This window comes from Actinosynnema sp. CA-299493 (assembly GCF_050946825.1).
Lineage (GTDB): Bacteria > Actinomycetota > Actinomycetes > Mycobacteriales > Pseudonocardiaceae > Actinosynnema.
Window position 1 is genome coordinate 7,645,903 of record NZ_CP191993.1, and the last position, 25,309, is coordinate 7,671,211.

General features: G+C 71.6%; 26 protein-coding genes, 1 tRNA gene and 2 riboswitches. Of the genes, 10 read left to right on the plus strand and 17 right to left on the minus strand.

Translation table 11 applies throughout. The annotated features are described in order from the left end of the window. Window positions 1-17: 17 nt before the first annotated feature. On the minus strand, window positions 18-1,481 hold the full coding sequence (locus ACQPYE_RS32295; protein WP_498716857.1) for a glycoside hydrolase: 1,464 nt from the start codon (window positions 1,479-1,481) through the stop codon (window positions 18-20). Window positions 1,482-2,024: 543 nt separating this feature from the next. On the opposite strand from ACQPYE_RS32295, the gene ACQPYE_RS32300 reads away from it, so the two are divergent. Beyond that, complete coding sequence (locus ACQPYE_RS32300) at window positions 2,025-2,327, plus strand: hypothetical protein (protein ID WP_498716859.1); 303 nt, start codon at window positions 2,025-2,027, stop codon at window positions 2,325-2,327. Window positions 2,328-2,465: 138 nt separating this feature from the next. Here ACQPYE_RS32300 and ACQPYE_RS32305 read toward each other — a convergent pair whose 3' ends face one another. The 3 genes from ACQPYE_RS32305 to ACQPYE_RS32315 all read right to left on the minus strand — a co-directional run bounded on the left by ACQPYE_RS32305 (window position 2,466) and on the right by ACQPYE_RS32315 (window position 3,709). Further along, entirely contained in the window at window positions 2,466-2,906 is a 441-nt protein-coding gene (locus tag ACQPYE_RS32305) for a hypothetical protein (protein ID WP_498716861.1), read from the minus strand. Between the two features lie 378 nt (window positions 2,907-3,284). Beyond that, window positions 3,285-3,358: transfer RNA gene (locus ACQPYE_RS32310), tRNA-Leu, on the minus strand. A 69-nt stretch (window positions 3,359-3,427) separates the two neighbouring features. Next, entirely contained in the window at window positions 3,428-3,709 is a 282-nt protein-coding gene (locus tag ACQPYE_RS32315) for a metal-sensitive transcriptional regulator (RefSeq protein ID WP_233813108.1), read from the minus strand. A 272-nt stretch (window positions 3,710-3,981) separates the two neighbouring features. On the opposite strand from ACQPYE_RS32315, the gene ACQPYE_RS32320 reads away from it, so the two are divergent. Next, complete coding sequence (locus tag ACQPYE_RS32320; RefSeq protein WP_015104119.1) at window positions 3,982-4,323, plus strand: histone-like nucleoid-structuring protein Lsr2; 342 nt, start codon at window positions 3,982-3,984, stop codon at window positions 4,321-4,323. Window positions 4,324-4,409: 86 nt separating this feature from the next. Here the strand turns inward: ACQPYE_RS32320 and pabB are convergent, their stop codons facing one another. From pabB to ACQPYE_RS32335, 3 genes are all read right to left on the minus strand, one after another. Beyond that, on the minus strand, window positions 4,410-6,449 hold the full coding sequence (pabB, locus tag ACQPYE_RS32325) for an aminodeoxychorismate synthase component I (RefSeq protein WP_498716863.1): 2,040 nt from the start codon (window positions 6,447-6,449) through the stop codon (window positions 4,410-4,412). Between the two features lie 135 nt (window positions 6,450-6,584). Beyond that, window positions 6,585-7,535 carry a hypothetical protein gene (locus tag ACQPYE_RS32330; protein WP_498716864.1) on the minus strand — a complete coding sequence of 317 codons (951 nt, stop codon included), beginning with the start codon at window positions 7,533-7,535 and terminating at the stop codon, window positions 6,585-6,587. Continuing rightward, window positions 7,532-8,035: a SigE family RNA polymerase sigma factor gene (locus tag ACQPYE_RS32335; RefSeq protein WP_498716867.1), complete on the minus strand. Its 504-nt coding sequence runs from the start codon at window positions 8,033-8,035 to the stop codon at window positions 7,532-7,534. The genes ACQPYE_RS32330 and ACQPYE_RS32335 overlap by 4 nt, the downstream gene beginning before the upstream one ends. Before the next feature lie 113 nt (window positions 8,036-8,148). Between ACQPYE_RS32335 and ACQPYE_RS32340 the strand changes: the two genes are divergently transcribed. The 4 genes from ACQPYE_RS32340 (at window position 8,149) to ACQPYE_RS32355 (ending at window position 11,956) form a co-directional block, all read left to right on the plus strand. Beyond that, entirely contained in the window at window positions 8,149-9,366 is a 1,218-nt protein-coding gene (locus tag ACQPYE_RS32340; RefSeq protein WP_498716868.1) for a metallophosphoesterase, read from the plus strand. A 137-nt stretch (window positions 9,367-9,503) separates the two neighbouring features. After that, a complete protein-coding gene (locus ACQPYE_RS32345; RefSeq protein WP_498716870.1) occupies window positions 9,504-10,649 on the plus strand; it encodes a type III PLP-dependent enzyme in 1,146 nt (381 codons plus the stop codon). Window positions 10,650-10,703: 54 nt separating this feature from the next. Continuing rightward, window positions 10,704-11,117: an adenosylmethionine decarboxylase gene (gene speD, locus ACQPYE_RS32350; RefSeq protein WP_498716871.1), complete on the plus strand. Its 414-nt coding sequence runs from the start codon at window positions 10,704-10,706 to the stop codon at window positions 11,115-11,117. Next, a complete protein-coding gene (locus tag ACQPYE_RS32355) occupies window positions 11,114-11,956 on the plus strand; it encodes a spermidine synthase (RefSeq protein WP_498716872.1) in 843 nt (280 codons plus the stop codon). Before speD ends, ACQPYE_RS32355 begins: the two co-directional genes overlap by 4 nt. Before the next feature lie 188 nt (window positions 11,957-12,144). On the opposite strand, the gene ACQPYE_RS32360 is transcribed toward ACQPYE_RS32355, so the two are convergent. Then, window positions 12,145-14,208 carry a S9 family peptidase gene (locus ACQPYE_RS32360; RefSeq protein WP_498716874.1) on the minus strand — a complete coding sequence of 688 codons (2,064 nt, stop codon included), beginning with the start codon at window positions 14,206-14,208 and terminating at the stop codon, window positions 12,145-12,147. A 161-nt stretch (window positions 14,209-14,369) separates the two neighbouring features. On the opposite strand from ACQPYE_RS32360, the gene ACQPYE_RS32365 reads away from it, so the two are divergent. From ACQPYE_RS32365 to ACQPYE_RS32375, 3 genes are all read left to right on the plus strand, one after another. Then, window positions 14,370-15,020 carry a hypothetical protein gene (locus ACQPYE_RS32365; protein WP_498716876.1) on the plus strand — a complete coding sequence of 217 codons (651 nt, stop codon included), beginning with the start codon at window positions 14,370-14,372 and terminating at the stop codon, window positions 15,018-15,020. A 210-nt stretch (window positions 15,021-15,230) separates the two neighbouring features. Beyond that, window positions 15,231-15,638: a YciI family protein gene (locus tag ACQPYE_RS32370; protein ID WP_498716878.1), complete on the plus strand. Its 408-nt coding sequence runs from the start codon at window positions 15,231-15,233 to the stop codon at window positions 15,636-15,638. 9 nt (window positions 15,639-15,647) lie between these two features. Next, on the plus strand, window positions 15,648-16,793 hold the full coding sequence (locus ACQPYE_RS32375) for an RNA polymerase sigma factor (RefSeq protein WP_498716880.1): 1,146 nt from the start codon (window positions 15,648-15,650) through the stop codon (window positions 16,791-16,793). 39 nt (window positions 16,794-16,832) lie between these two features. Here ACQPYE_RS32375 and ACQPYE_RS32380 read toward each other — a convergent pair whose 3' ends face one another. From ACQPYE_RS32380 to ACQPYE_RS32420, 9 genes are all read right to left on the minus strand, one after another. Further along, the gene (locus tag ACQPYE_RS32380) at window positions 16,833-17,438 is read right to left on the minus strand and encodes a malonic semialdehyde reductase (protein WP_498716881.1); all 606 of its coding nucleotides are present in this window, start codon (window positions 17,436-17,438) and stop codon (window positions 16,833-16,835) included. A gap of 79 nt (window positions 17,439-17,517) precedes the next feature. Continuing rightward, complete coding sequence (glyA, locus tag ACQPYE_RS32385; RefSeq protein ID WP_498716882.1) at window positions 17,518-18,783, minus strand: serine hydroxymethyltransferase; 1,266 nt, start codon at window positions 18,781-18,783, stop codon at window positions 17,518-17,520. Window positions 18,784-18,797: 14 nt separating this feature from the next. After that, complete coding sequence (gene gcvT, locus ACQPYE_RS32390) at window positions 18,798-19,898, minus strand: glycine cleavage system aminomethyltransferase GcvT (RefSeq protein ID WP_498716883.1); 1,101 nt, start codon at window positions 19,896-19,898, stop codon at window positions 18,798-18,800. A 128-nt stretch (window positions 19,899-20,026) separates the two neighbouring features. Continuing rightward, a riboswitch (glycine riboswitch) is annotated at window positions 20,027-20,121 on the minus strand. Between the two features lies 1 nt (window position 20,122). Continuing rightward, window positions 20,123-20,210: riboswitch (glycine riboswitch) on the minus strand. A gap of 63 nt (window positions 20,211-20,273) precedes the next feature. Next, window positions 20,274-20,576: a DUF3817 domain-containing protein gene (locus tag ACQPYE_RS32395; protein WP_498716884.1), complete on the minus strand. Its 303-nt coding sequence runs from the start codon at window positions 20,574-20,576 to the stop codon at window positions 20,274-20,276. Between the two features lie 14 nt (window positions 20,577-20,590). Continuing rightward, on the minus strand, window positions 20,591-20,989 hold the full coding sequence (locus ACQPYE_RS32400; RefSeq protein ID WP_498716886.1) for a hypothetical protein: 399 nt from the start codon (window positions 20,987-20,989) through the stop codon (window positions 20,591-20,593). A gap of 111 nt (window positions 20,990-21,100) precedes the next feature. Next, window positions 21,101-21,589 (minus strand): helix-turn-helix transcriptional regulator, encoded by a 489-nt coding sequence (locus ACQPYE_RS32405; protein ID WP_498716887.1) that lies wholly within the window; start codon window positions 21,587-21,589, stop codon window positions 21,101-21,103. A 201-nt stretch (window positions 21,590-21,790) separates the two neighbouring features. After that, window positions 21,791-21,952, minus strand: coding sequence for a hypothetical protein (locus tag ACQPYE_RS32410; protein ID WP_170185260.1), 162 nt, complete (start codon window positions 21,950-21,952; stop codon window positions 21,791-21,793). A gap of 437 nt (window positions 21,953-22,389) precedes the next feature. After that, complete coding sequence (locus tag ACQPYE_RS32415; protein ID WP_498716888.1) at window positions 22,390-23,514, minus strand: CaiB/BaiF CoA transferase family protein; 1,125 nt, start codon at window positions 23,512-23,514, stop codon at window positions 22,390-22,392. Next, on the minus strand, window positions 23,514-24,638 hold the full coding sequence (locus ACQPYE_RS32420; protein WP_498716890.1) for an acyl-CoA dehydrogenase family protein: 1,125 nt from the start codon (window positions 24,636-24,638) through the stop codon (window positions 23,514-23,516). The genes ACQPYE_RS32415 and ACQPYE_RS32420 overlap by 1 nt, the downstream gene beginning before the upstream one ends. A gap of 170 nt (window positions 24,639-24,808) precedes the next feature. Here ACQPYE_RS32420 and ACQPYE_RS32425 point away from each other — a divergent pair, with 170 nt between their 5' ends. Beyond that, entirely contained in the window at window positions 24,809-25,261 is a 453-nt protein-coding gene (locus ACQPYE_RS32425) for a GNAT family N-acetyltransferase (protein WP_498716891.1), read from the plus strand. The last annotated feature ends 48 nt before the right edge of the window (window positions 25,262-25,309 follow it).

Consider the following 25,309-nt stretch of genomic DNA (forward strand, 5'->3'; position numbering starts at 1 on the left):
GTCACCGGGTCACGGGGTCAAGCCACCACTCCGTCGATCTGCAGCGTCTGGACCGAGCCGGCGACGAACGGCACGCGGACGATCTTCCCGGTCACCCGCTGGTCCTGCCGCCGGGTGTAGCGGTCGCCGGAGCCGGAGGTGGTGGTCGACCAGCGGGTGACCACGCCGTCGGGGACCTGGCCGAAGCGGGCCAGGTCGAAGGTCAAGGTCTGGGCCGCGCCGACGTTCGCCGCGACGATCACCAGCCGGCGGGCTGCCGGGTCGTGCGCGGCGACGGCGTAGTCGACGCCGGTGCCCAGGATCCTCATGCCGGGCCGGATGTGGCGGGTGAACTGGGCCAGCACGTACAGCTTCGTCTCCACCGCGCCCGCCTGGCCCGCGTTGCCGTCGTAGCGGATCGCGCCCCAGCCGGCGGTGGGGTCCATGACCTGCCAGTAGCACCAGGCGGTCGGCCGCAGCCAGCGGAAGTCCATCAGCAGGCAGCGGGCGGTCTGCATGCCCGAGCCGTCACCGTCGCCGTGCTCGGTGTTCCACAGCACCTTGCCCGACGCGCGGACGTCGTTGCCCAGCAGGTCGCGACGACCGCTCAGGCCCTGGTAGCCGTGCACGTTGACCTGTCGCACCCGGCCCTTGGTGGTGGAGTCGAAGCTGTTCCAGGTGGTGCGGGCCAGGTCGTAGCTGGTCTCGTCCGACGCCGAGACCCACGTCCCGGTCAGGCCCTGGCGGTCCAGTTCGGCGCGCAGGTGGCCGATGACGTCGCGCTGGGTGGTGGCGCCGACGTGGCAGCCCTCCTGAGTGCCGTTGGCGTGCCAGTAGTTCGAGGAGGGCTCGTTGAACGCGTCCACGGTGCGGAAGTTCACGCCCCACTGGTCACGGGCGCGGCGCGCGGTGGCGGCCAGGTGCAGGGCGTGCTGGCGGTGGTTCCACGACTGGAGGTTGTCGTCGGCGGCGTTCGCCGCGCCGGAGGGGTTGTGGTTGCCGCACATCCACCACATCGGCGAGTTGGCGAACAGCTCGCTCATCGCGCCCCGCTGGGTCGCCTTGACCAGCATCGCGCGCTGCTTCGCGTCGGCGTTCCAGTTCCACGCCGCCGAGTTCGGGTCCTCGTTGTTCCAGTCCTGCCAGAAACCCTCGACCTGCTTGAACCTCGGGATGTTCGGCGAGGCGACCATGCGCTCGCCGTTCACCGCGTTCCAGCTCGACGCGCCCAGGTTGTAGCGGGCGATGTTCATGCCCAGCCCCGGCAGCGCGGCCCCGTTGTAGGTGACGGACTTGGTGGTGAAGAACAGGTCGGCGAAGTCGTCCCGGTCGCCGAACACGGTGGCCCACCACGCCAGCGAGGTGCCCCAGCCTTCCCACGTGCCCTGGTCGGCGGCGGGGTCCACGCCGATCGTCGCGTCGGCACGGGCGACACCGGTGCCCAACGCGGTGCTCGCGGCCGCGACACCCGCCGCGGTCAACACCGTTCTGCGGTTGATCATCGAGTTCTCCTGTCGGAAGTCACCGACGACGTGCGCTCGTCGGGTGGGACCGGCGGCGGTCAGCGGGTGGGGACGGTGAAGCCGTCGTCCGCGCTGCGGCGCGTTGTCGAAGACGCACCGGGTCAGAGGTTCGACGGCTTCGCGCGTCTATGCCGTGAGGTCGGTCGGCGGCGAGGCGGGACCGACGGTCACGGTGCGGCGGCCGGTGCGTGAGCGCGCACCAGAGCAGGGGAAGCGGACATGGCAGGTCTCCTCCACGACGGTGTGAAAGGGCCGGGGCCGGGGTGCGACCACTGATGGTTGCGCAAACATCGGTCTCCGCACCGTAACGCCCGCACCACCGCGTGTCCAGGGACAGTCAACGTTGTCAACCGAAATCCAACGAAATCCAGCTGATCAAAACACAACACGCCGTGATAACGAACAGAAGTCAACACATGTGTCGTCCAAGTACCCAAGGGGGCCTGGATCGCTCGATCGTGTCCTGACCGGTGTGGAGATGATGGCGGCAACGACCGCCCGCAGCCGGAAGATGGTGCCGTCTTGCCACCGCTGACACGTATCGTCACCGCCGCCCTGACCGACGCGGTGAACCAGTACGGGGCCGGTGCGACGCCGGCGCTGGACGGTCGGGGGTTGCACTGGGAGATCGACGCGCACGGCGTCCTGCGCGGTGTGGTGCCGGAGACGTGCCCGGCAACGGAGGTGCTGGAGCGCCTGGTCAACTGGGCCGCCGTCCTCGACCTCGCCCTCGCCGCCCCCGACCGGCACTCCCGAGGAGCCTTCACCTACCGCGGCACGGTCGAAAACCGCCCGGTCGAGGTGTGCGGCACCGTGACCACCTGACTCGGTCATGCGTGGCGACCGGTCTGGCGTGGACGGCGAATGTGCGGACGATCCGCCACGTGCCGGAGGCTCGCACCGCACCGGGCGCGGAAGAGGAGATCCGGCTCCGTGCGTTCGCCACGGAGCCCGGTGTCCGAGTTACAGGTAGTCGCGCCAGAACGGCACGGTGGCCTCCGGTGACCAGTCGTCCGGGTACTCGGGTCGGGGCTCCTCGAACTCCTGGTTGACGTAGTCGACCAAGTCGGCGCCGTAGCAGATGATGTCCGTTCCCGACATGGACAGAACCGGGTGTCCGACCGTGCCGCGTCCTGCGGGCAGGAACCGATGCGCGTAGACCGGGACCAACCTGGGCACGTCCGCCAGCAACCGCCGAGCCATCGCCACCGCCGCTTCAAGGGCGTCCGGCCGAGCACCCCAGCCGGGGTACCAGTGCCCGTTGTTCTCAACCGCCCACAGCACGCCCTCGACCGGCCGGTCGAGCCGCTCGCGGAGCTCGCCCGGGTCGCCGTCGCGCCACTCGGGCCACGGCTTCTCCCAGGCGTAGCCGACCCCCGGTTCCGGCTCGAAAGGGGTGTTCACCGGCAATCCCGCCGCGAGGAACGCTCGGTGGTCGTCAGCGAACTCGACACCGTGTTCGCCCTCGATGCGAACGAATTCCGCATCGGTCAACCCAGGTGTGATCACGCAGCAACCCAGCTCAGCCAAGCGACGCGCCGCCACCACTCCCAGACTGACGCCCTCAGCTCTCACCACAGGGGGACCTTAACGCGTCAGGACCTCGCCGACGCTGACCTGCGCACTGACCGGCAACCACACCCGACGCCACCGGAGCCCGGCACGGCCAGGGCCGACCCAGCATGCCCAACCCTCCGGAGATTCGGGTCCGGCCACCGGAACCCGTCCACGAACCCCTGATCCAGAAGTCGGTGTTCGACGGCATCAGCATGGATGCTTATGTGCCCCCGGTGCGACTCGAACGCACACTGGACGGATTTTGAGTCCGCTGCCTCTGCCGATTGGGCTACGGGGGCCGGCGGGAGCACTGTACTCGATCAGGTTGCCCGGCCGCCGTTCGGGTGGGTGGCGGCCGGGCGGGTGGGTCAGGAGCGGACGAGGCGGCTGATCGCGGCGGAGGCTTCGGCGATCTTCTCGTCGGCCACCTCGCCCCCCTCGGCCACGGCCTGGGCCACGCAGTGCTTCAGGTGCTCGTCGAGCAGTCCCAGGGAGACCGCCTGCAACGCCTTCGTCGCGGCGGAGATCTGGGTCAGCACGTCGATGCAGTACTCGTCGTTCTCGACCATCCGCTGGAGGCCGCGGACCTGCCCCTCGATGCGGCGCAATCGCTTGAGGTACGCGTCCTTGTCCGCCGTGTAACCGTGCATCGCTCCCGACCTTCCCTACCCTGGGCGGGTATCCGGGTCCAGGATAGGCCACTCGACCGGGTGTGACCGGCACCACGGGGTGACGGCGTGGGGCCGCACATTTCGGCTCGGTGCGGTTTGTGTCGCGAAATGACCCGTCCGGGGGCATCGGACACATTTTCACCGCGAAAGGTTAGGCGATATTCCTCTCGTGCACTATGGTGTCGACCTAAGCGTGTGGCGCAGAACAAGTCGAGGGCAGCACGCGCTATGCGAGCACACACGGAGGAACAGTGGCACAGCAGACCGTCGTCCAACTCATCGACGACCTCGACGGCAGCGAAGCCGCCGAGACCGTGACCTTCGCGCTGGACGGTGTGGAGTACTCCATCGACCTCTCCAAGGACAATGCGGACAAGCTCCGCGAGTCCCTGGCCGACTTCGTCGCCAAGGCGCGCCGCGCAGGTGGCCGCAAGCAGCGCAAGGGCACCGGCAAGAGCACGGTAAAGGCTGGTGACAAGGCGCAGGCCCAGGCCATTCGGGACTGGGCTCGCGCGCAGGGCCACCAGATCTCCGACCGGGGCCGCATTCCCCAGGGCCTGGTCGTGCAGTTCCAGGAAGCCCACGCTTCCTGACCCACGTCGTTCTCCCCTGCGGTGGACTACACCTACCGCAGGGGAAAGCGGCAGGTCAGGGCCTTTCAGGGGTAGTTCACAGCTCCTCAGGGCACCGAAGAACGCCCCGGGAACGCCACGCCCGCCAGGCTGAGCAGGGCGGTCGCCTTGACCGCGGTCTCCTCGAATTCCTCCGCGGGGTCGGACAGCGCGATGACCGCGCCCCCGACCCCGAAACTCACCTTGTCGCGGTCCACCACGAGCGTCCTGATGACGATGCTGAAGTCGGCCGTTCCGGAGAGTGAGAAGTATCCGAGCGCCCCGGAGTAGACACCCCTGGGCCCGGCTTCCAGCCCGTCGATGATCTGCATTGTCCGGATCTTGGGCGCGCCCGTCATGGACCCGCCGGGGAACGCCGCCCTAACCACCCGTGCGGCCGAACTCCCGGAACGCAGTCGAGCCCGAACGGTGCTGACGAGCTGGTGCACTGTCGCGTAGGTCTCCACCTCGAAGATCCTGGGCACCTCGACGCTGCCGACTTCCGCGCAATGGCCCAGATCATTGCGGACCAAGTCCACGATCATGAGGTTCTCGGCGCGGTCCTTCGCGCTGGCAGCCAAGGCCCTGCGCAAAGCCCCGTCCTCGGCGGCGGTGGCCCCGCGGGGGCGCGTGCCCTTGATTGGCTCGGATTCGACGACACCCTGTCGGTCGACCCGGATGAACCGCTCGGGTGAAGTGCTGAGCACGGAGAGCGCACCGAAACGGAGCAACGCCCCGAACGGCGCGGGGCTTTCCGCGCGCAGGAACCGGTAGGCGTCCCACGGGTCGACCGGCCCGCGCCACGTCACCGTGTTCGTCAAACACACCTCATAGGTCTCGCCCGCCGTGATGGCCTCCTGGCAAGCCGCCACCAGCTTCAAGTACTGCGAACGCCCGTGTCGCGGCTGCACGGAGCCCGCCCGGGCCGGGCGCGGCGCGGGCGCCGGGGGCGCGCTGAATTGACGCAGGAAATCGGCCGTTCGGCCCAACCAGCCGTCCTCGTCGGACAACGCCAACAGGTAGACGCACCGGGAATCGTGGTCGAAAACCAGCGCCCGGTCGGCGAACACGAATGCCGCGTCGGGTTGCTCCGAACGGTGCGCCGCCGCGCCGCCGCATTCCGCCTTCAGCTCGTACCCGAGGTAGCCCACCCAGCCGAGCGCGAACTCGAACGGCACGTCCGGCGGCGCCACCCGCCACGCCGCCAGGTCGGCTTCCAGCCAGTCGAAGAACGGCCCGGGTCGCGTCACCCCGTCCACCGTCACCTCGCCGGTCCACACGTCGTACGTCGCCACGCGCGCCAGCGGCCCGGACGCGTCACCCATCACGGAGAACCGGCCGCGGCCCCCGGTGAGGCTGCTGTCCAGCCAGAACGCGTCGTGGGACGCCCCGTACAGCGCCGCGTGGACGTCCTCCGGCGAGGGGTGCACGTCCACCCGCCGCACCAACACCTCACGGACCGCCTCAGGCGCCGAAGCCGCCGCAGGAGCCGCAGGAAGCGTGGGCAGCACGGGCAGCACGGGCAGCACGGCGGCGGCGTCGGTCAGGTCGCGGAAGTTGGCCAGCAGCTGGTGTCCGTGCGACGTGCACACCGACTCGGGGTGGAACTGCACGCCCCAGGCGGGCCGCGACCGGTGCCGCACGCCCATCAGCACGTCGTCGGACGACGTCCAGGCGATCGGCTCCAGCGACGGCGGCAGGTCCGATACGGCCAACGAGTGGTAGCGCACGACGGGCAGCGGGGACGGCAGGCCGGCGAACACGTCCACCCCGGTGTGCCGCACGTGGTCCACCACGCCGTGCCGGGGCGTGACCAAGCCCACGGACGCGCCGTGCGCGAGGCACAGCCCCTGGTGACCGAGGCAGACACCCAGAAGGGGGATGTCGGCGTGCTCGACCACCGCGCGGCACAGGCCGAAGTCGGCCGCGCGCTCCGGCCGGCCCGGTCCGGGCGAGATCACCACGTTGTCGAACCGCCGCAGGTCGGCGAGCCGGAACCGCGGGTCGTCGTTGGTGATGACGACCGGTTCACGCCCGTTCACCTGAGCCAGGTACTGGAAGAGGTTGAACGTGAACGAGTCGTGGTTGTCGATGAGCAGCGTCCGCATGGCAAACAGCACGGTACCTGCACAGACACCCGGATGGAGTACCCCCGGACGAGGAGCGGGGGACGGTGCGCACGGCCGCGGACGCCGAAGAGGCCGGGCGCGCGTGCGCCCGGCCTCCCCGTCCCCGGTGGTGGCTCAGTCCAGGTGGAACTTCGGATCCGCGGCCAGCGCCGCGAGCTGCGCCCCCGTCAGCGCCGGCCGGGACAGCGCCGGGTGACCGGACTCCAGGTACTCGCTCGAATACGCGACCGTCACCAGCGTGCCGTCCGGGTGCCGGTGGAACGCCGCGGCGTCCATCGTGTTGTGGTCGGCGTCCGGGGTCGCCCCGGTGACGAGGGCGACCTGCTCGCCGCCGACGTCGACCAGCGCGCACGTGCCGCCCGCGACCGGGTACTCGTACCGGGTCGCCGCCGCGCACCCGACGAGGCCGCCGAGCCTGGTGCCGCCCTTCGTCTCGACCCGGACGAACAGCTCGCCGACGCCCGCCTCACCGGTGATCACGACCGGTGTGCGCGCCTCGTAGTCCCAGACCTCCAGGTCGCCGACGTGCTCGACGAACTGCGCCTGGTGCCGGGTCATCGGCCCGTAGTCGGCGAAGCCGATCCGGGTCCGGTCCTCGGCCTTCACGCCGGCCGGCAGCGACGACGCGACGTCGTTGAACAGCTTGGCGCCCTTGTCGGCGCGCGGCCCGTTCCTCGCGGTCCGGTCGTCCTGCCCGTTCGGCCACGGGGTGCTCGTGCCGGAGGGCGGCCGTCCGCTGGCCGGCCCCGCGCTCGGCGTCAGCGCGGGCGCCGACATCCCCTCCGACGGCGGCCGGTCGGTCGGGGTGACCCTCGGCGCGGACTCCGACGGCTGCCCTCCCGCCACCTGGACGCCGGCGCCGCCGCCGGTCAGCGTCGGCACCAGCACGGCGCCCACCGCGATCGCCACCACCGCGAGACCCGCGACCGCACCGCCCCAGGTGGCCTTCCGGCGACTGCGCGCACGTCGACCGCGGTCCAGCGCGGCCTCCGGGCTCATGGGCGGCGGCGGGCTGCTCGCCACCATCACTTCCTGCAACGCGCTCTTCAGCTCGTGCTCGTTCATCGCACCTTTTCTCCCTGCTGAGGGGTGATCAGGCCGCGCAGCGTCTGCAGCCCCCGCGCGGCCTGGCTCTTCACCGTTCCTTCGGAGCAGTTCAACGCCCTGGCGGTCTCCTCGACCGACAGGTCTTCCCAGTACCGCAGCACGAGCACGGCGCGTTGCCTCGGCGGCACGTCCGCCAGCGCCGACAGCAGCACCAGCCGGTCCTCCGCCGAGCCGCGCGTGACGCCCGCCACGTCGGCGGTCGACTCGCTCACGCGCTCCTTGCGGAACCAGCCCCGGCGCAGTTCGGACACGAACGTCCGGACGAGGGTCTGGCGGGTGTAGGCGTCGAGTGCCTCGTGCCGGTTGATCCGCCGCCACGCCACGTAGAGCTTGGCGAAGGTGGTTTGGACCAGGTCCTCCGCACGGTGCCAGTCGCCGCACAGCAGGTACGCCGTGCCGCGCATGGCCTCGGACCGCGCCGCGAAGTACTCCGCGAACGCCGCGTCCCGATCACTCATCTGTCCTCCCCCGTACTGCGGTACGGGGTAATCACGCCCGCGGGCGGTCAGGGGGTTGCATCCCCGCCGCGAGATTCGTGGAAACTGGGGGCACCACCACCGGGAGGCCCGCCTTGTTCTTCTTCGTGCTGTTCGCGGTCGTGATGGGCGCGGCCCACTACTACATCTGGAAGCGCGCCGTGCTGGCCACGACGCGGCCCGGGCGCGGGCGCCGGATCGGCACCTGGGTCGTGCTCTTCCTCTACCTGCTGGTGATGTCGGCGTTGTCGGTGAGCAGGCTCGGCGAGTCGGGGCTCGTCGCCGCCGTGGCGTGGCCGGGGTTCGTCTGGCTGGCGGGCGCGTTCTACCTCGCGCTGGTCCTGGGCGTGCTCGAGATCCCCCGGCTGGTGCTGAACCGCGCGGCGCGCGAGCACGAGGTGCCGGCCGCGGTCGGCGCGCCCACCGCCGAGGTGCAGGTGCCCGGGACGGCGCTCGAAGGGCAGCCGGCGGACCCCGGTCGACGGCTGTTCATCGCACGGTCGCTCGCCGTCGCGGGCGGCGTGGCGACGGCGGGCGTGGTCGGTTACGGCACCACGCAGGCGTTGGGCGACCCGGTGGTCAAGCGGGTGCCGGTGACGCTGGGGAAGCTCGACCAGCGGCTGTCCGGCTACCGGATCGCGGTGGTGAGCGACATCCACCTCGGGCCGCTGCTCGGCCGGGGGCACACCGAGCGGATCGTGCGCATGATCAACGAGCAGCGGGTGGACCTGGTCGCCATCGTCGGCGACCTGGTCGACGGCACGGTCGCCGAACTGGGCGAGGCGGCGGCTCCGCTGGGTGACCTCGTGAGCACGCACGGCAGCTTCTTCGTCACCGGCAACCACGAGTACTACTCGGGCGTGGAGCCGTGGGTGGCGGAGCTGGAGCGGCTCGGGGTGAACCCGCTGCGCAACGAGCGGCTGCGGATCGAGCGGGCCGGGGCGTCGTTCGACCTCGCGGGCGTCAACGACGTCACCGGCGAGACGTTCCAGGACGGCCCCGACTACGCTCGCGCGCTGGCCGGTCGCGACACGTCCACGCCGGTCGTGCTGATGGCGCACCAGCCGGTGGCGGTCCGCGAGGCCGCGAGGCACGGGGTGGACCTGCAGCTGTCCGGGCACACCCACGGCGGGCAGATGTGGCCGTTCCACCTCGCGGTGGGCTTGCAGCAGCCGGTGCGCAGCGGGCTGGAGACCGTCGACGGCACCCAGGTCTACACCAGCAACGGGGCCGGGTTCTGGGGTCCTCCGGTGCGCGTCGGCGCGGCGCCGGACATCTCCGTCGTGGAGTTGCGTCACAAGTTCGCCGGCTGATAGCGCATTTTTCGCCTTCAGCACCTAGAGTGGACCGCCGTGCCCGAACACGGTCGGACCGTGCCTGCTCACGGTCGCGAAGGGGGACCCCTAGCGAGATGACGACGAGCTTTGCCGACGAACGGCTTCACGAGGCAATGGCTCGTATTCGTCGTTTCCTGGACCACGACCGACCCGAGACGCCCTGCCTGGTCATCGACCTGCCGACGGTGCGCGACCGGTTCGCCGCCATCCGCGCGGCGCTGCCGCGAGTGGGGATCTTCTACGCGGTCAAGGCGAACCCGACTCCCGACGTGGTCGGGCTGCTGGCCGCCGAGGGTTCCGGCTTCGACGTCGCCAGCCCCGCCGAGATCGACCTGTGCCTGGCCCGCGGTGCGGCGCCGGAGGCCGTCTCCTACAGCAACCCGATCAAGAAGGCGCGTGACATCGCGTACGCCCACGAGCGCGGTGTGCGACTCTTCGTGTCCGACAGCGAACAGGACGTGCGCGCCCTGGCCGAGCACGCGCCCGGCGCGTCCGTGCTGCTGCGGATCTTGGTCGACAGCAACGGTTCCACCTACCCGTTCGGCAAGAAGTTCGGCTGTTCGCCCGAGATGGCGACGGATCTGCTGCGGTTGGCCGCCGAACTCGGACTCGTTCCGCTCGGCGTGGCCTTCCACGCCGGGTCGCAGCAGCTCGACCCGAACGGCTGGGACGGCGCGATCGCCGACGCGGCCGTGATCATCGGGAAGCTGCGCGCCGAGGGGCTGTCGCCGACCACGGTCAACCTGGGCGGCGGGCTGCCCGCGGGCTACCTGGCGCAGCCGCCGCCGCTGGCCGAGTACGCCGCGGCCATCACCGCGTCGATCGCCCGGCACTTCGGCGACTTCTCGCCCGAGGTGATGATCGAGCCGGGACGCGCTGTCGTGGCGGAGTCCGGTGTGATCCGCTCCGAAGTGGTGCTGGTGTCCCGGAAGTCCTATTCGGACGAACGGCGCTGGGTCTTCCTCGACATCGGCCGCTACGGCGGCCTCGCGGAGACCGAGGGCGAGGCCATCGCGTACCCGATGGCCACCAGCCGTGACGGCGTGCCGCAGACCGGCTCGCCGGTCGGTCCGGTCGTGCTGGCCGGGCCCACGTGCGACGCGGACGACGTGCTGTACCAGAACACGTGCTACGAGCTGCCGCTGGAACTGCGCGCGGGCGACCACGTCGACCTGCTCGGCGCGGGCGCCTACACGGCCAGCTACTCGTCGGTGGCGTTCAACGGCTTCCCGCCGTTGGCCACCCACTGCGTGCGATGAGCGCGCCCCCGCCTGTCCGCTGATGTGCCCTCCTGAAGATGTTTGGAGTGATTGATGTCCGAACTCCCGTGCGAATCCGAGCCGGTTGGCTTGTTCGCAGGACAGCACGTGCTCGCCGAGCTCGAAGGCGTGAGCCCTGAACTGCTCGACGACGAGCGGTTCCTGCGGCACGCGCTCGGCGAGGCGCTCACCCAGGCTGACGCCACGGTGTTGGAGGTGGTCTCCAAGCAGTTCGAGCCGCAAGGGGTCACCGTGCTGGCCCTGTTGTCGGAGTCGCACGCGTCCATCCACACGTACCCCGAGGTCGGGGCCGTGTTCGTGGACGTGTTCACCTGCGGCACGCGCGCCAAGCCCGCGCTCGCGGTGCAGTTGCTGGCCGAAGCGCTGGGAGCTGCGTCGGCACGGACGGACATGATCAGCCGGGGGCGCCGCGTCCCCGCGCTCGTCGGTGAGGAGAAGGCATCTTGATCCGCGAACCGCTCGCGGCCGGTATGACCAGGCACTGGGACGTCGACGAGGTCGTGGTCGACACCCGGACCGAGTTCCAGCACCTGGTGATCGCCCGCACGTCCCAGGGGTTGTCGCTGTTCTGCGACGACGACCGGCAGAGCACCGAGTTCAGCCAGCTGACCTACCACGAGGCGCTGATGGTCCCGGCGCTGCTGCTCGCCGACCGCGTGGACCGGGTGCTGGTCATCGGGTCGTCGGAGGGCGTGGTGTGCCAGATGGCGGTGGCCGCCGGCGCCTCGGTGGTCGACCACATCGACATCGACGCGCAGGCCGTGCGGCTGTGCGCCGAGCACCTCCCCTACGGCTACACGCTCGACGAGCTCGCGGCGGCGGAGAAGGGCGAAGGCCCGATCCACGTCCGGTACATCGACGGCTACGAGCACATCCGGACGACGTCGGAGCGCTACGACATCGTCCTGGTGGACCTGCCGGACGAGCGCGAGGAAGAGGCGCAGCACAACCGCCTGTACGGCGCCGAGTTCCTGGCGATGTGCAAGGCGCTGCTCTCGCCCGGCGGCGTCGTCGTGTCGCAGGCCGGCTGCCAGACCATGTGGCGCAACACCACGCTGATCCGCATGTGGGAGCGGTTCAACGAGGTGTTCGGCACGGTCGCGTACTACGGCTCGGACGAGCACGAGTGGGCGTACCTGTTCGGACGCGCCGACGAGGTGGCCGACCCGACCGCGCTGATGGTCGAGCGGCTGCCCGGGTGCGGTTACCAGCCGGAGACGATCGACGACCTGGCGCTGGTGGGCAACTCGATCCCGCCGTACCTGGTCCGCCACTCGCCGGCCTGACCCGAGAGTCCTACGTTCACGATGCGAGAGTCCTACGTTCACGAGCCCTGAGTTCACCACTCGACCGACCAACCGGTATGCCGAATGCCGAACTCAGGCGCTCCGAACGTAGGACTCTCGCGTGCTGGACGTAGGACTCTCGTGCTCCGAACGTAGGACTCTCGCGCGCTGGACGTAGGACTCTCGCGTCAGTGGGCGAGGGCGCGGTGGAGGAAGTCGACCTGGAGCAGGAGCAGGTTCTCGGCCACCTGCTCCTGCGGGGTCATGTGGGTCACGCCGGACAGCGGCAGCACGGTGTGCGGGCGGCCCGCGGCCAGCAGCGCCGAGGACAGCCGCAGGGTGTGCGCGGCCACCACGTTGTCGTCCGCCAGGCCGTGCACGATCATCAACGGGCGCTCCAGCTTCGGCGCGTCGGCGATGAGCGAGTTGGCGTCGTACACCTCGGGCCGCTCCGCAGGGTGGCCGAGGTAGCGCTCGGTGTAGTGGGTGTCGTAGAGCCGCCAGTCGGTGACCGGCGCGCCCGCGATGCCCGCGTGGAACACGTCCGGGCGGCGCAGCACGGCCAGCGCCGCCAGGTAGCCGCCGTAGGACCAGCCGCGGATGCCGACCCTGGTCAGGTCGAGGTCGGCCTCGGTGGCCGCGACCGCGTGCAGCGCGTCCACCTGGTCCTCCAGGGTGGCGCCGGCGAAGTCGAACGCGATCTCCCGCTCCCACGCCGGGCCGCGGCCGGGCGTGCCGCGGCCGTCCACGACGAGGACCGCGAAACCCTGGTCCGCCAGCCACTGCGAGGCCAGGTAGGCGTTGCGCGCCGACACCACGCGCTGCGCGTGCGGACCGCCGTACGGGTCGAGCAGGACCGGCAGCTTCGTGCCCGGCACGTGGCCGCGCGGGAACAGCAGCGCCGCCCTCAGGTCCCGCTCGCCGACGGTCAGCAGCCGCACCTCCGGTGTCAGCACGGGGGTTTCGGCGAACGTGCCGATCCCGCCGCCGGTCGACACGGTGACCTCCGGTCCGAAGTGGTCCAGGGACGAGCGGGACAGCACCAGCACGCCGCCCGCGCGCGTCGCACCGTGCACACCGTCCTCAGTGGACAGTCGGGCGACCTCGCCGTCGCGGACGAGGAAGACGTGCGTCTGCGTCGGGTCGTCGGTGGACGCGGTGACCAGCACGCCGTCCCGGGCCACGTCGAGCACCGCGCGGACCTGGAAGCCGTCCGGCGTCCACGGCCGGTCCCCCACGACGAGCCGGTTCGCGTCGCCGATCGGCAGCACGCGCAGCAGCTCGCCGCCCGGCGTCCAGCGCGGTGCGCCCGGCACGAGCTCCAGCCAGTGCGGGTCGGTGTCGTCGGCGACCACGTCGGTGGCGCCGGTCCCCACGTCGACCGCCAGCACCCGGACGCGGCGCTGGTCGCGTGCCTGGACCTGCACCAGCGGCTTGCCGTGCGAGGACCACGACACCGCGTTGACGTACGGGAACGAGTCGCGGTCCCACGTCACGTCGGTCCGGCCGGTCCCGAAGACCGCCAGCTCCACCACGGCGTTGGCCTCGCCGGCGGCCGGGTAGGCGATCTCGGCGGCGGGCGTGCCCGGGTTGGCCGGGTCGGCGATGTGCCAGCGCGGCACGGGCGCGTTGTCCACCCTGGCCGCCAGCACGTGCTCGCCGTCCGGGGAGAACCAGTAGCCCCGGTAGCGGCCCATCTCCTCGGCCGCGATGAACTCCGCCAGGCCCCACGTGACGTCCGGGCCGTCCGGCGACGCGACCACGCGGTCCGCGCCGGACTCCAGGTCCACCACGTGCAGCGCGCCGTCGGCCACGTAGCCGACCTTGCGGCCGGTCGGGTCCAGCCGCGGGTCGACCGCCGCGCCGGCGACCGGCAGCTCGCGGACGGCGGCGGTGGCGAGCTCGACCACGAACAGCCTGCCGGACAACGCGAACACCGCCTGCCGCGCGGCGCTGTCGGTGGCGTAGCCGACGATGCCCGCCGCCGACTCGCGGGTGCGCTCGCGGCGGGCCCGTTCCTCCGGGGACAGGTCCTCGGGGTCGGTCAGCAGGGCGCCGGGGTCGACCAGCAGCGTCTCGGACCGGGTCGCGGTGTCGAACGCCCACAGGCCGTTCGCCCGGCTCGTGGCCGTGGCGGTGCGGAGGAAGTACACCTTCGTCCCGTCCGGCGCCGCGGTGAACGTCCGGGGTGCGCCGAGGGTGAACCGCTGGCTGCGCGCGTGCTGGCGCGGGAAGGAGATCTCGTTGCCCACCGGGACACCCTATGTCCCCGGCCGGCCGGCGGTCAGGCGATGCGGTGGTGACCGGTCGCGCGACCCCTGTCCTGGCCCGCGTCTCCGAGGTGGGCTGAACCGCGTCGGCCGGCGGGCCGTAGTCGTCGGTGGAGCGATTGACGGACCAAGGAGGAGTGAGTGTGATCCGACGAAACCGCATCGCCATCGCCGTCGCGGGTGGCCTGGCCGCCGTGCTCGCGCTGGTCGTGTGGACATCCAGCGCCACCGGCCTGCAGGGCAGGACGGTCGCGCAGACCGAGCAGGTCGGCGCCGCGGCCCAGGGCGACTACGGCGACGTTCAGGAGCCCTTGGCCCCTCCGACCAGCGAGGAGGCGGCGCCCGTCGAGGAGCCCGCCGCCGACGCGCCAGAGGGCCAGGCCGCGCCCGCGCCGTCCGGCCCGCAGGTCACGTTGGTCGGCAAGAGCGTGCCCAAGATGGGCGAGGTCGTGCAGGACGGCGACGGCCGCACGCTGTACCGGTTCGACAAGGACACGCCGGACCCGGCGAAGTCCAACTGCGAGGGCCAGTGCGCCGTCACGTGGCCTCCCGTGCTGTCCGACGGCACGCCGCAGCTCCAGGGCGTCGACCCGGCGCTCGTGTCGACGGTGAAGCGGGCCGACGGCACCGAGCAGGTGACGCTCGCCGGCTGGCCGCTCTACACGTACGCGAAGGACGAGACGCCGGGCCAGTGGAAGGGCCAGGGCGTGGGCGGCACGTGGTTCGTGGTGCGGCCCGACGGCAAGCGCAACGTCGAGTGCCTGCCGCCGGGGGTGACGCCTCCCGCCGCCTAGTCCGCTGCGCCACGCCCTGATCCCCCGGCCCGGGGTTGGCCGGGGGATTTGGGCGTCACGCAGCGGTCACGCCGGCGACAGCGGCTCCTGACCAGGCACGATGAAAGAACCAAAAAACTTCCGACGAGGATGTCGAGAACCGGTGACCGGCTCCGTCCCAGGGGTGTGAGCGACCAGAATGGGGTCGCACCGGCACCGAGGAGAACCACGATGGCCAAGTACCTGCTGCTCAAGCACTACCGCGGCGCGCCGACTGCGGTCAACGACGTCCCCATGGAGCGGTGGACGCCGCAGGAGATCACCGACCACGTGCGGTACATGAGCGACTTCGCGGCCAGGCTGGAGGAGACCGGCGAGTACGTCGACGGTCAGGCGCTCGCACCCGAGGGGACGTTCGTCCGGTACGACGGCGAGGGCCGCCCGCCGGTCACCGACGGCCCGTTCGCCGAGACCAAGGACCTCATCGCCGGGTGGATGGTGATCGACGTCGACAGCTACGAGCGGGCCGTCGAGCTGGCCGGCGAGCTGTCGGCCGCGCCCGGCGCCGGCGGCGAGCCGATCCACGAGTGGCTTGAGCTGCGCCCGTTCCTGCACGCGCCGCCCACCATCACGGAGTGACGTCCCCGCATGGACGCGCTCCTGCTCCGCAGCCTCACGCCGGGCGTGCTCGGGATCCTCGTCCGCCGCGGAGCAGACTTCGCGGCGGCCGAGGACGCCGTGCAGGACGCGCTGGTGGAGGCGGTCCGCGCCTGGCCCGACGACCCGCCGCGGGACCCGAAGGGCTGGCTGGCCACGGTGGCGTGGCGCCGGTTCCTCGACGCGAGTCGCGCGGACGCCGCCCGGCGTCGGCGTGAGGACGTCGTCGACGAGGAACCGGCGCCGGGGCCGGTGTCCACGGTGGACGACACGCTCCAGCTCTACTTCCTGTGCGCCCACCCGTCGTTGACGCCGTCGTCGGCGGTCGCGCTCACGCTGCGCGCCGTCGGCGGGCTGACCACCCGCCAGATCGCCCAGGCGTACCTGGTGCCGGAGGCGACGATGGCGCAGCGGATCAGCCGGGCCAAGCGCACCGTCTCCGGTGTGCGGTTCGACCAGCCCGGGGACGTCGCCACCGTGCTGCGGGTCCTCTACCTGGTCTTCAACGAGGGCTACTCGGGCGACGTCGACCTGGCCGTCGAGGCGATCCGGCTCACCCGGCAGCTCGCGGCGGCGATCGACCACCCCGAGGTGGCGGGGCTGCTCGCCCTCATGCTGCTCCACCACGCCCGGCGCGAGGCCCGGACCGCGCCGGACGGCAGCCTGGTGCCGCTCGCCCGGCAGGACCGCGGCCGGTGGGACACCGCGGCGATCGCCGAGGGCGTCGGGATCCTCCAGGCGGCGCTGTCCCGCGACCGGCTGGGCGAGTTCCAGGCGCAGGCCGCCATCGCGGCGCTGCACGCCGACGCGCCGACCGCCGAGGAGACCGACTGGGTGCAGATCGTCGAGTGGTACGACGAGCTGGCGCGCCTGACCGACAGCCCGGTCGTCCGGCTCAACCGCGCGGTCGCCGTGGGCGAGGCCGACGGGCCGCGCGCCGGGCTGGCGGCGCTCGCCGAGCTGGACGGCTCCCTGCCCAGGCACACCGCGGTGGCGGCGTACCTGCGCGAGCGCGACGGCGACCTGGCCACGGCGGCGCGGCTGTACGCCGAGGCGGCCCGCCAGGCGGGCAACCTCGCCGAGGTCGCCCACCTGACCCGCCAGGCCGCCCGGCTCAACGCCCACCGGTCCCGCTGACGGGCCGGCGGCGGCGGTGCGGCCGGCGGGCCGGTGCGGTCAGAGGGTGCGGACGGCTTCGGCGAAGTCCAGGCGCGGGTTGCGCGGGTGGGTGCCGGAGTGGTCCGGGTGGCCGATGTTGACGATCACCAGGGGCAGCTGGTTGGTGTCGGCGAAGAACTCGCCGCGCACGCCCTCCGCGTCGAAACCGCTCATCGGGCCCGCCGCGAGACCGGCCGCGCGGACGCCGACGATGAAGTAGCCGACCTGGAGCAGCGCGCTCGTCCTGGCCGCCTCGGCGCGCCTCGCGTCGTCCGCGAACGCCGCCTTCGCGCCCGGGTAGTGCGGGAACGTCGTGGCGAGGTGCTCGTGGAAGTCGGTGTCGGCCGCCAGGACCGCGGTCACCGGCGCGGCGACGGTCTTGGCGCGGTTGCCCTCCGCCATGTGCGGCGCGAGGCGGGCCTTGGCGTCCTCGCCCCGGACGAACAGCACGCGCAGCGGCTGGCTGTTCATCGCGGTCGGACCCCACTTCACGAGGTCGTAGACGGCGCGGAGCTGCTCGTCGGTCACCGGCTCGTCGGTGAACGCGTTCGCCGTGCGCGCCTCGCGGAACAGCAGGTCCTGTGCGTCGCGCGGCAGTGCCAGGGCGTCGAGGGTCGCGGTCATGGTGCCTCTTTCGGTTGTCCCGTACGCGGGTTGCGCACGGGACAACCTCCAGTATCCGCGAGCTATTTCGTGTCGTCGTTCACAGGGTCGGGTACAGCGGGTGCTTGGCGGCCAGCACCTCGACCCGCGAGCGCAGCTCCGCCAGGTCCGGTGAGGACCCCAGCGCCGCCGCGATGACATCCGACACCTCGGCGAAGTCGGCCGCGCCGAACCCGCGCGTGGCCAGCGCCGGCGTGCCGATGCGCAGGCCGGAGGTCACCATCGGCGGGCGCGGGTCGTTCGGCACCGCGTTGCGGTTGACCGTGATGCCCACCTCGTGCAGCCGGTCCTCGGCCTGCTTGCCGTCCAGTTCGGACCCCACCAGGTCCACCAGCACGAGGTGCACGTCCGTGCCGCCGGTGAGCACCTTCACACCCGCCGCCGCCGCGTCGGGCTGGGACAGCCGCTCGGCGAGGATCTTCGCGCCCTCGACCGTGCGCCGCTGGCGGTCGGCGAACTCGGGCGACGCGGCGTGCTTGAACGCCACCGCCTTGCCCGCGATCACGTGCTCCAGCGGACCGCCCTGCTGACCCGGGAACACCGCCGAGTTGATCTTCTTCGCCAGGTCGGCCTCGTTGGTCAGGATCACGCCGCCGCGCGGGCCGCCGAGCGTCTTGTGCGTGGTCGTGGTCACGACGTGCGCGTGCGGCACGGGGCTCGGGTGCAGGCCCGCCGCCACCAGGCCGGCGAAGTGCGCCATGTCGACCATGAGGTACGCGCCCACCGCGTCGGCGATCCGGCGGAACTCGGCGAAGTCCAGCTGACGCGGGTACGCCGACCAGCCGGCCACGATCAGCTTCGGCTTGTGCTCGGTCGCCAGCCGCTCCACCTCGGCCATGTCGACCCGGCCGTCGGAGTCCGACACGTGGTAGGGCACCACGTTGTAGAGCTTGCCGGAGAAGTTGATCCGCATGCCGTGGGTGAGGTGGCCGCCGTGCGCGAGGTCGAGGCCCAGGATCGTGTCGCCCGGCTGGATCAGGGCGAACATCGCGCACGCGTTGGCCTGCGCGCCCGAGTGCGGCTGCACGTTCGCGAAACCGGCGCCGAACAGCGCCTTGACCCGCTCGATCGCCAGCCGCTCGATCACGTCGACGTTCTCGCAGCCGCCGTAGTAGCGCCGGCCGGGGTAGCCCTCGGCGTACTTGTTCGTCAGCACCGACCCCTGCGCCTGGAGCACCGACACCGGCGTGAAGTTCTCCGAGGCGATCATCTCCAGCGTGCTCTGCTGCCGGTGCAGCTCGGCGGCGACGGCGTCCGCGACCTCCGGGTCGAACTCCGCGAGGGAGGTGTTGAAGTGCTCGGACATGTGTGGGGTCTCCCTTACGAGGTGCGCTTGTAGAAGGGCAGTGCGACGACTTCGACCGGCTCGTGCCTGCCGCGGACGTCCACCGAGAGCCGCGTGCCCGGCTCGGTGTTGCCGACGGTGACGTACGCCATCGCCACCGAGTAGCCCAGGGTCGGCGACAACGCGCCGCTGGTCACCTCGCCGATCCGGGCGCCGGACGCGTCCAGCACCGGGTAACCGTGCCGCGGCGCGCGGCGCGAGTCGGTCTTCAGGCCGACCAGGACCTGGTCGGCGCCCTGCTCGGCGACGGCGGCCAGCGCGTCGCGGCCGACGAAGTCGCCCGGCTTGTCCAGCTTCACCACCCGGCCGAGGTTCGCCTGGAACGGCGTGCGGTCGCGGCCGAGCTCGTTGCCGTACAGCGGCATCCCGGCCTCCAGCCGCAGCGTGTCGCGGCAGCCGAGGCCGGCGGGCTTGAGGTCGTGCGGCGCGCCCGCCGCCAGCAGGGCCTGCCAGACGTGCGCGGCGTCGTCCGGCGCGACGAACAGCTCGAAGCCGTCCTCGCCGGTGTAGCCGGTGCGGGCCAGCAGCACGGGCCTGCCCGCGACCTCGGTCGGGTACGACGCGTAGTACTTCACCGCGGCCAGGTCGGTCGGCGTGAGGCCGGCGAGGATGGCGGTGGCCTTCGGGCCCTGCACGGCGAGCAGCGCGTAGTCGGTCGAGGCGTCGGTCACCGTCGCGTCGAAGCCCTTCGCCCGCTCGACCAGGGCCTCGTGCACGACGGCGGCGTTCGAGGCGTTGGCCACGACGAGGTACTCGGCGTCACCGGTGCGGTACACGATCAGGTCGTCGATCACACCGCCGTCGGCCTCGCAGATCATCGTGTACCGGGCGCGGCCGACGCCGATCGCGGACGCGTGGCCGACCAGGGCGTGGTCCAGCGCGGCGCCCGCCTCCGGGCCGGTGAGCAGGATCTCACCCATGTGGGTCAGGTCGAACAGGCCTGCCGACGTGCGCACCGCGTGGTGCTCGGCCAGCTCGCTGTCGTAGCGCAGCGGCATCCGCCAGCCCGCGAAGTCGGTGAACATGGCCCCCAACGCCTCGTGTTCGGCGTGCAGGGGCGTGCGGCGGCTTTCCATCAGGCGGGCCCTCCCTGGGTGCGGACATGCCGATGGGCCGACCGGTCGGGTCGACGGGCGGGCACGTCCGAGAGATTCACGAGCGAAAGGATGACACGGTCCACCGGAGACTCCTCGTCGAGTGAGCCTCCCCCTCTGCCATGAGCCTGAGAGCTTCGCCGCCGGGTGAGGACGGCTTGCACCGTGGGCGAGGCGCACCGGGTGCGCCTGCTTTCCAGAGTTGCCTTCGTCGCGCGGTACCTGTGCCTGAGAGATTCCGGGGAGGAGTTGCTCCTTCGGCGCCCCGCTCGGGGACTCTCCCGCGTGACATCGACGGCCGTGTTCAGTTGGTACCGCCAGACGCTAGGGGTGCCCGGCGGGCGGGGTCAAGCCCGGTCACAGGCTCTTCTCGGCCCGGACGCTCTCGACCACCCTGCGCTCGGCGTAGAACGACACGAACGGGATCGTGCCCGCGAGCAGCACCAGCACCGTGCCCTTGATCGACCAGCGGGACTTGAGCGCGAGGTCGACGGTGAGCACCAGGTACACCGCGTAGAGGAAGCCGTGGATGGGGCCGATGACCTGCACCATGCCCGCGTTGCCGCCCGCGTACTTGGCGATCATGCCGACCACGAGCAGCAGCAGGCCGACACCGACCACGTAAGCCATGAACCGGAACCTGGTCAACGCGCCGCTCATCGCCCTACCTTCGCTCACCGCTGGTCCCGCGCGTTGAGCTCGGCGAGCATGCGGTTGTAGGCCGCGAGCTCGTCGTCCTCGTCATCCCGCACGGGCGCTCTGACGGGCTCAACGGTAACGACCGGCCGAGACGGCGCGGCCACCGGCTCCGGCGCGGCCTCGTCGGCGGCGTCCGTCGTCCCGGCGGCGGCCTCGGCCTCGCGCCGGGCGTCCAGCCTGCGGATGCGCCACACCATGAACGCGGGGAAGAGGCCGAACAGCGGCCACTGGAACACGTAACCCAGGTTCTGGAACGTGCCGCCGGCCTGGGAGAACCGGTCCCACTGCCAGTAGGCCAGGCCGCAGCACACGACCAGCGACGCCAGGCAGACGGCCGCGATGGCCAGGCGCTGAGGGGTGATGAGGCCTCGCACGCCTCAAGAGTACTTCGTGCCTCGCACGGGGCTGGGGCTCCCCGCACGGGAGCCCGCACCCTCCAAGGTAAGGGCTCCTCGACCTCAGGAGCCCGCCCCGACTCGTCGGACCTAGGCCACGCCGTCCCGGCGTTGCCTCTGCAACCTGGCCACGCACCAGGCCGCCGCACTACCCCGACGCAGGTGCTGGAGCACCGTCATCGGGCCGAGGCGACGACCGAGGTCGGCGGGCGAGAGCCCGGCCGCCCGGTAGTCGAGAGCGCGCTGGTCCAACGGGCTGATGCCCGCGTCCCACCACTGCTCCGCCTCGGACAGGTCGCCCACCAGCTGCCAGTAGCTGGCGGCGGCGGCGAGCAGGGGCTCGGGCACCTCGGGCGCCCGCTTCCGCATCGCCGCCACGTACGCCGGATCCGCGGACTCGACCTTCACCAGGCCGCGGGGACCGCCATTCGCCCGCTGCACCGGGATCCCCGGCACGGACGGCGGCGCTTCCGCGAGCCACGCGTCCTTGATCCGGTTCACCTCCTGCAGGTCGGCGTCGTCCGAGCGCTCAGCCGCCCACTGCCGCAACAGCTCGTCGACTCCGGAGTCCTCGACCATTCTGCCTCCTCATCGGTCGAAGATCAGCCAATGCGACGCACCGTATTAGCGGGTACCGACAACCGCTAGACCCTGGTTTGTCAAAAACCCTGTTACCAGGGCGTTATAGCCCTCATTCCACCCGTACGGTGCAACGTTGGAGGTGCGATGTCACTGACCGTGACCGCATTGAGCGGAGTTCGAAAGGCCGCCGAGCGACCCCTAGGCGAAGAGGCTGCGAACGAAGGTGATGATCGACTCGGCGCCGGACTGGAGCCACCCGACCGCGGTCCGCACCGCTTCGGCGGACTCGTTCGGCTGGGTGATCAGGAGGAACAGCACCAGCGCGACCGCCGCCAGCGTCACCACCTTCTTGACGTTCACTGATCGGTCTCCGTCCGTTTCACTGCGCGGTGCGGCCTGGCGCCGCGCCGCTCGTGTCAACGGCCATGGTCCCTCATTCACCCGGATGATGACGATCGAACCCGCCGCCCTCCCTCGACTGGTCGCGCGAACACCACGCAACCATGCCTGAGGGCCCCGAGCGTCACCCGAACGGACGATCAAGGGGACCAGTGGTCCCGCCGATCACCAAGGTACGGGCCACTCGCCCACCCCCCTGGCACGGACACCGAGGTTCTTCAGACACTGCCACCTCTGCACAGCCCATCACCTGATTGCGCCGAAGCACGCACCGAGCGTGACAAAGGCCGATGACGGCTGCCACTCATTTCCGTTACACCTTCAGGTGATTTCGCACGCCTTTTTCCTTGCTCGATCGGGCTGCGATCAAGGCTGCGCCGAGGTCCTCGATCGGGTCGTCAGCCGATCACGCCGGACCGCCGCAACCCGGCGATCTCGTCCTCGCCCAGCCCCAGCCCGGTCAGCACCTCGACGGTGTGCTCGCCGACCGCGGGCGGCGGCGTCGGCGTGGCCGCGGGCGTGCGGCCGAACCGCGGCGCGGGCGCGGGCTGAGCCACCCCGCCCACCTCGACGAACGTCCCCCGTTGGGCGTTGTGCCCGTGCTCCGGGGCCTCACCGGGCGCCAGCACGGGCGCGAGGCACGCGTCGGTGCCCTCCGCGAGCGCGGCCCACTCGTCCCTGGTCCGGGTCGCCACCGCGGCGGCGATGCGGGCCCGCAGCTCCGGCCAGTTCGCCGGGTCGTGCCGCCCCGGCAGCCCGGCGTCGTCGAGCCCGAGCAGGACCAGCAGTTCGGCGTAGAACTTGTCCTCCAGCGCGCCGATGCCGACGAACCGGCCGTCGGCCGCCTCGTACACGTCGTAGAACGGCGCGCCGCCGTCCAGCAGGTTCGTCCCGCGCGCGCCCGACCACGCGCCCACCGACGACATCCCGTGCACGAACGTGGTCAGCAGCGCCGCGCCGTCGACCATGGCCGCGTCCACCACCTGCCCGCGCCCGGACCGCTGCCGCTCGTACAACGCCGCCAGCACGCCCAGCGCCAGCAGCAGCCCGCCGCCGCCGAAGTCGCCGACGAGGTTGAGCGGCACGGTCGGCGGCGCGCCCGCCCGGCCGATCGGCTCCAGCGCGCCGGCCACCGCGATGTAGTTGATGTCGTGCCCGGCGCGGTCGGCCAGCGGCCCGTCCTGGCCCCAGCCGGTCATCCGCCCGTAGACCAGCCCCGGGTTGCGGGCCAGGCACTGCGCCGGGCCGATGCCGAGCCGTTCGGTCACGCCGGGCCGGAAGCCCTCGATCAGCACGTCCGACTCCGCGACCAGGCGCAGCACCAGCTCGGCGCCCTCGGGTCGGCGGACGTCCACGCCGATCGAGCGCCGGCCGCGGCCGAGCAGGGGCACCTCGGTGCCGCCGCCGACGCGGTCCACCCGGACCACGGACGCGCCGAGGTCGGCCAGCACCATGCAGCCGAACGGCGCGGGCGCGAGGCCGGCCAGCTCGACGACCCTCAGCCCCTCCAGCGGCCCCGGCACTAGAGCGACCTCGCGATGATTTCCTTCATGATCTCGTTCGTCCCGCCGTAGATCTTCTGCACGCGCGCGTCCGCCCACGCGCGCGCGATCGGGTACTCGGCCATGTAGCCGTAGCCGCCGAACAGCTGCACGCACTCGTCCACCACCTGGCACAGCCGCTCGGTGGCCCACCACTTGGCCATCGCGGCGGTGGGCACGTCGAGCCGGCCCGACAGGTGCTCCTGCACGCACTCGTCCACGAAAGCCCTGGTCACGCGGGCCTCGGTGGCGCACTCGGCGAGCTTGAACCGGGTGTTCTGGAACTTGATCAGCTCCCGGCCGAACGCCGTGCGGTCCTTGACGTAGGCCAGCGTGAGGTCCACCGCCGCCTCGATGCCCGCGACCGACGCCACCGCGATGATCAGCCGTTCCTGCGGCAGCTGCTGCATCAGCTGGATGAACCCCTGGCCCTCGCCGGTGCCGAGCAGGTTCGCCGCGGGCACGCGGACGTCGTCGAAGAACAGCTCGGCGGTGTCCTGGCCGTGCATCCCGATCTTGTCCAGCACCCGGCCCCGGCGGAAGCCCGGCGCCTGCGCGGTCTCCACGACCAGCAGCGAGATGCCGGTCGCGCCCTGGCTGGGGTCGGTCTTGGCGACCACGACGACCAGGTCGGCCTGCGCGCCGTTGGTGATGAACGTCTTCGAGCCCGACAGCAGGTACTCGTCGCCGCGCCGCACCGCCCGCGTCTTGATGTTCTGCAGGTCGGAGCCGCCGCCGGGCTCGGACATGGCGATCGCGCCGACGTACTCGCCCGAGGCCATCTTCGGCAGCCAGCGCCGCTTCTGCTCCTCGGTGCCGTAGGCGTTGACGTAGTGGGCCACGATCCCGCTGTGCACGCTGTTGCCCCACGCGGTGTCACCGCACCGGGCCTGCTCCTCCAGCAGCACGGCCTCGTGCGCGAACGTGCCGCCGCCACCGCCGTACTCCTCGGGGATGGACAGGCAGAGCAGGCCGAGCCCGCCCGCCTGGCGCCAGAAGTCCCGGTCGACCTGCTTCTGCGCGGCCCAGCGCTCCTGGTGCGGGACGGCTTCCTTCTCGAAGAACGTGCGGGCCAGCTTGCGCAACTGGTCCAGGTCCTCGGTCATCCATGCGGAACGGCGAGTTGGCATGTCCCGACGGTCCCACCGGCAGGCCCGCGCCGCCATGACCGCAGCGTGCTGCGTACGGGTTGATCGTGAGCGCAAAAGTCAGTGCCGGACCGCACCGCCTCCGGCGTCACGGGCGAGGTGGCGTGGGGGTGGGCCACACTGGAGGTATGCGACTGCGGCGGCTCGGGCCCGACGACTGGGCGACGTGGCGTGACATCCGGCTGACCGCGCTGGGCAGTGACCCCCGTGCGTTCGGCTCGACGTTGGCGCTGGAGAAGCGGTTCGACGAGGCGCGGTGGCGTGAGCTGTTGGCGCCGGAGCGCGGCGTGAAGGTCGTCGCCGAGGAGACCGAGCCGGTGGGGCTCGTCGCCGGTGTGCCGCACGAGGTCGACTCGACCGTGTTGTACCTGTACTCCATGTGGGTCAAGCCGGAGTTCCGGCGGCGCGGCGTCGGCGAGGCGCTGGTCGGCGACGTGCTGGCGTGGGCGCGCGAGCACGGGTGGGCGCGGGTGCAGTTGCGCGTGTTCCGGGGCAACGACACGGCTCGGCGGCTGTACGCGCGGCTGGGGTTCGTCGGCGAGGGCGAGATCATGGACCACCGGCTCGCGCCGGTGAGCTAATAAGTCACCTCGGCAGGTCATGGGCAACCGCGACCGCGCTCCCTACCG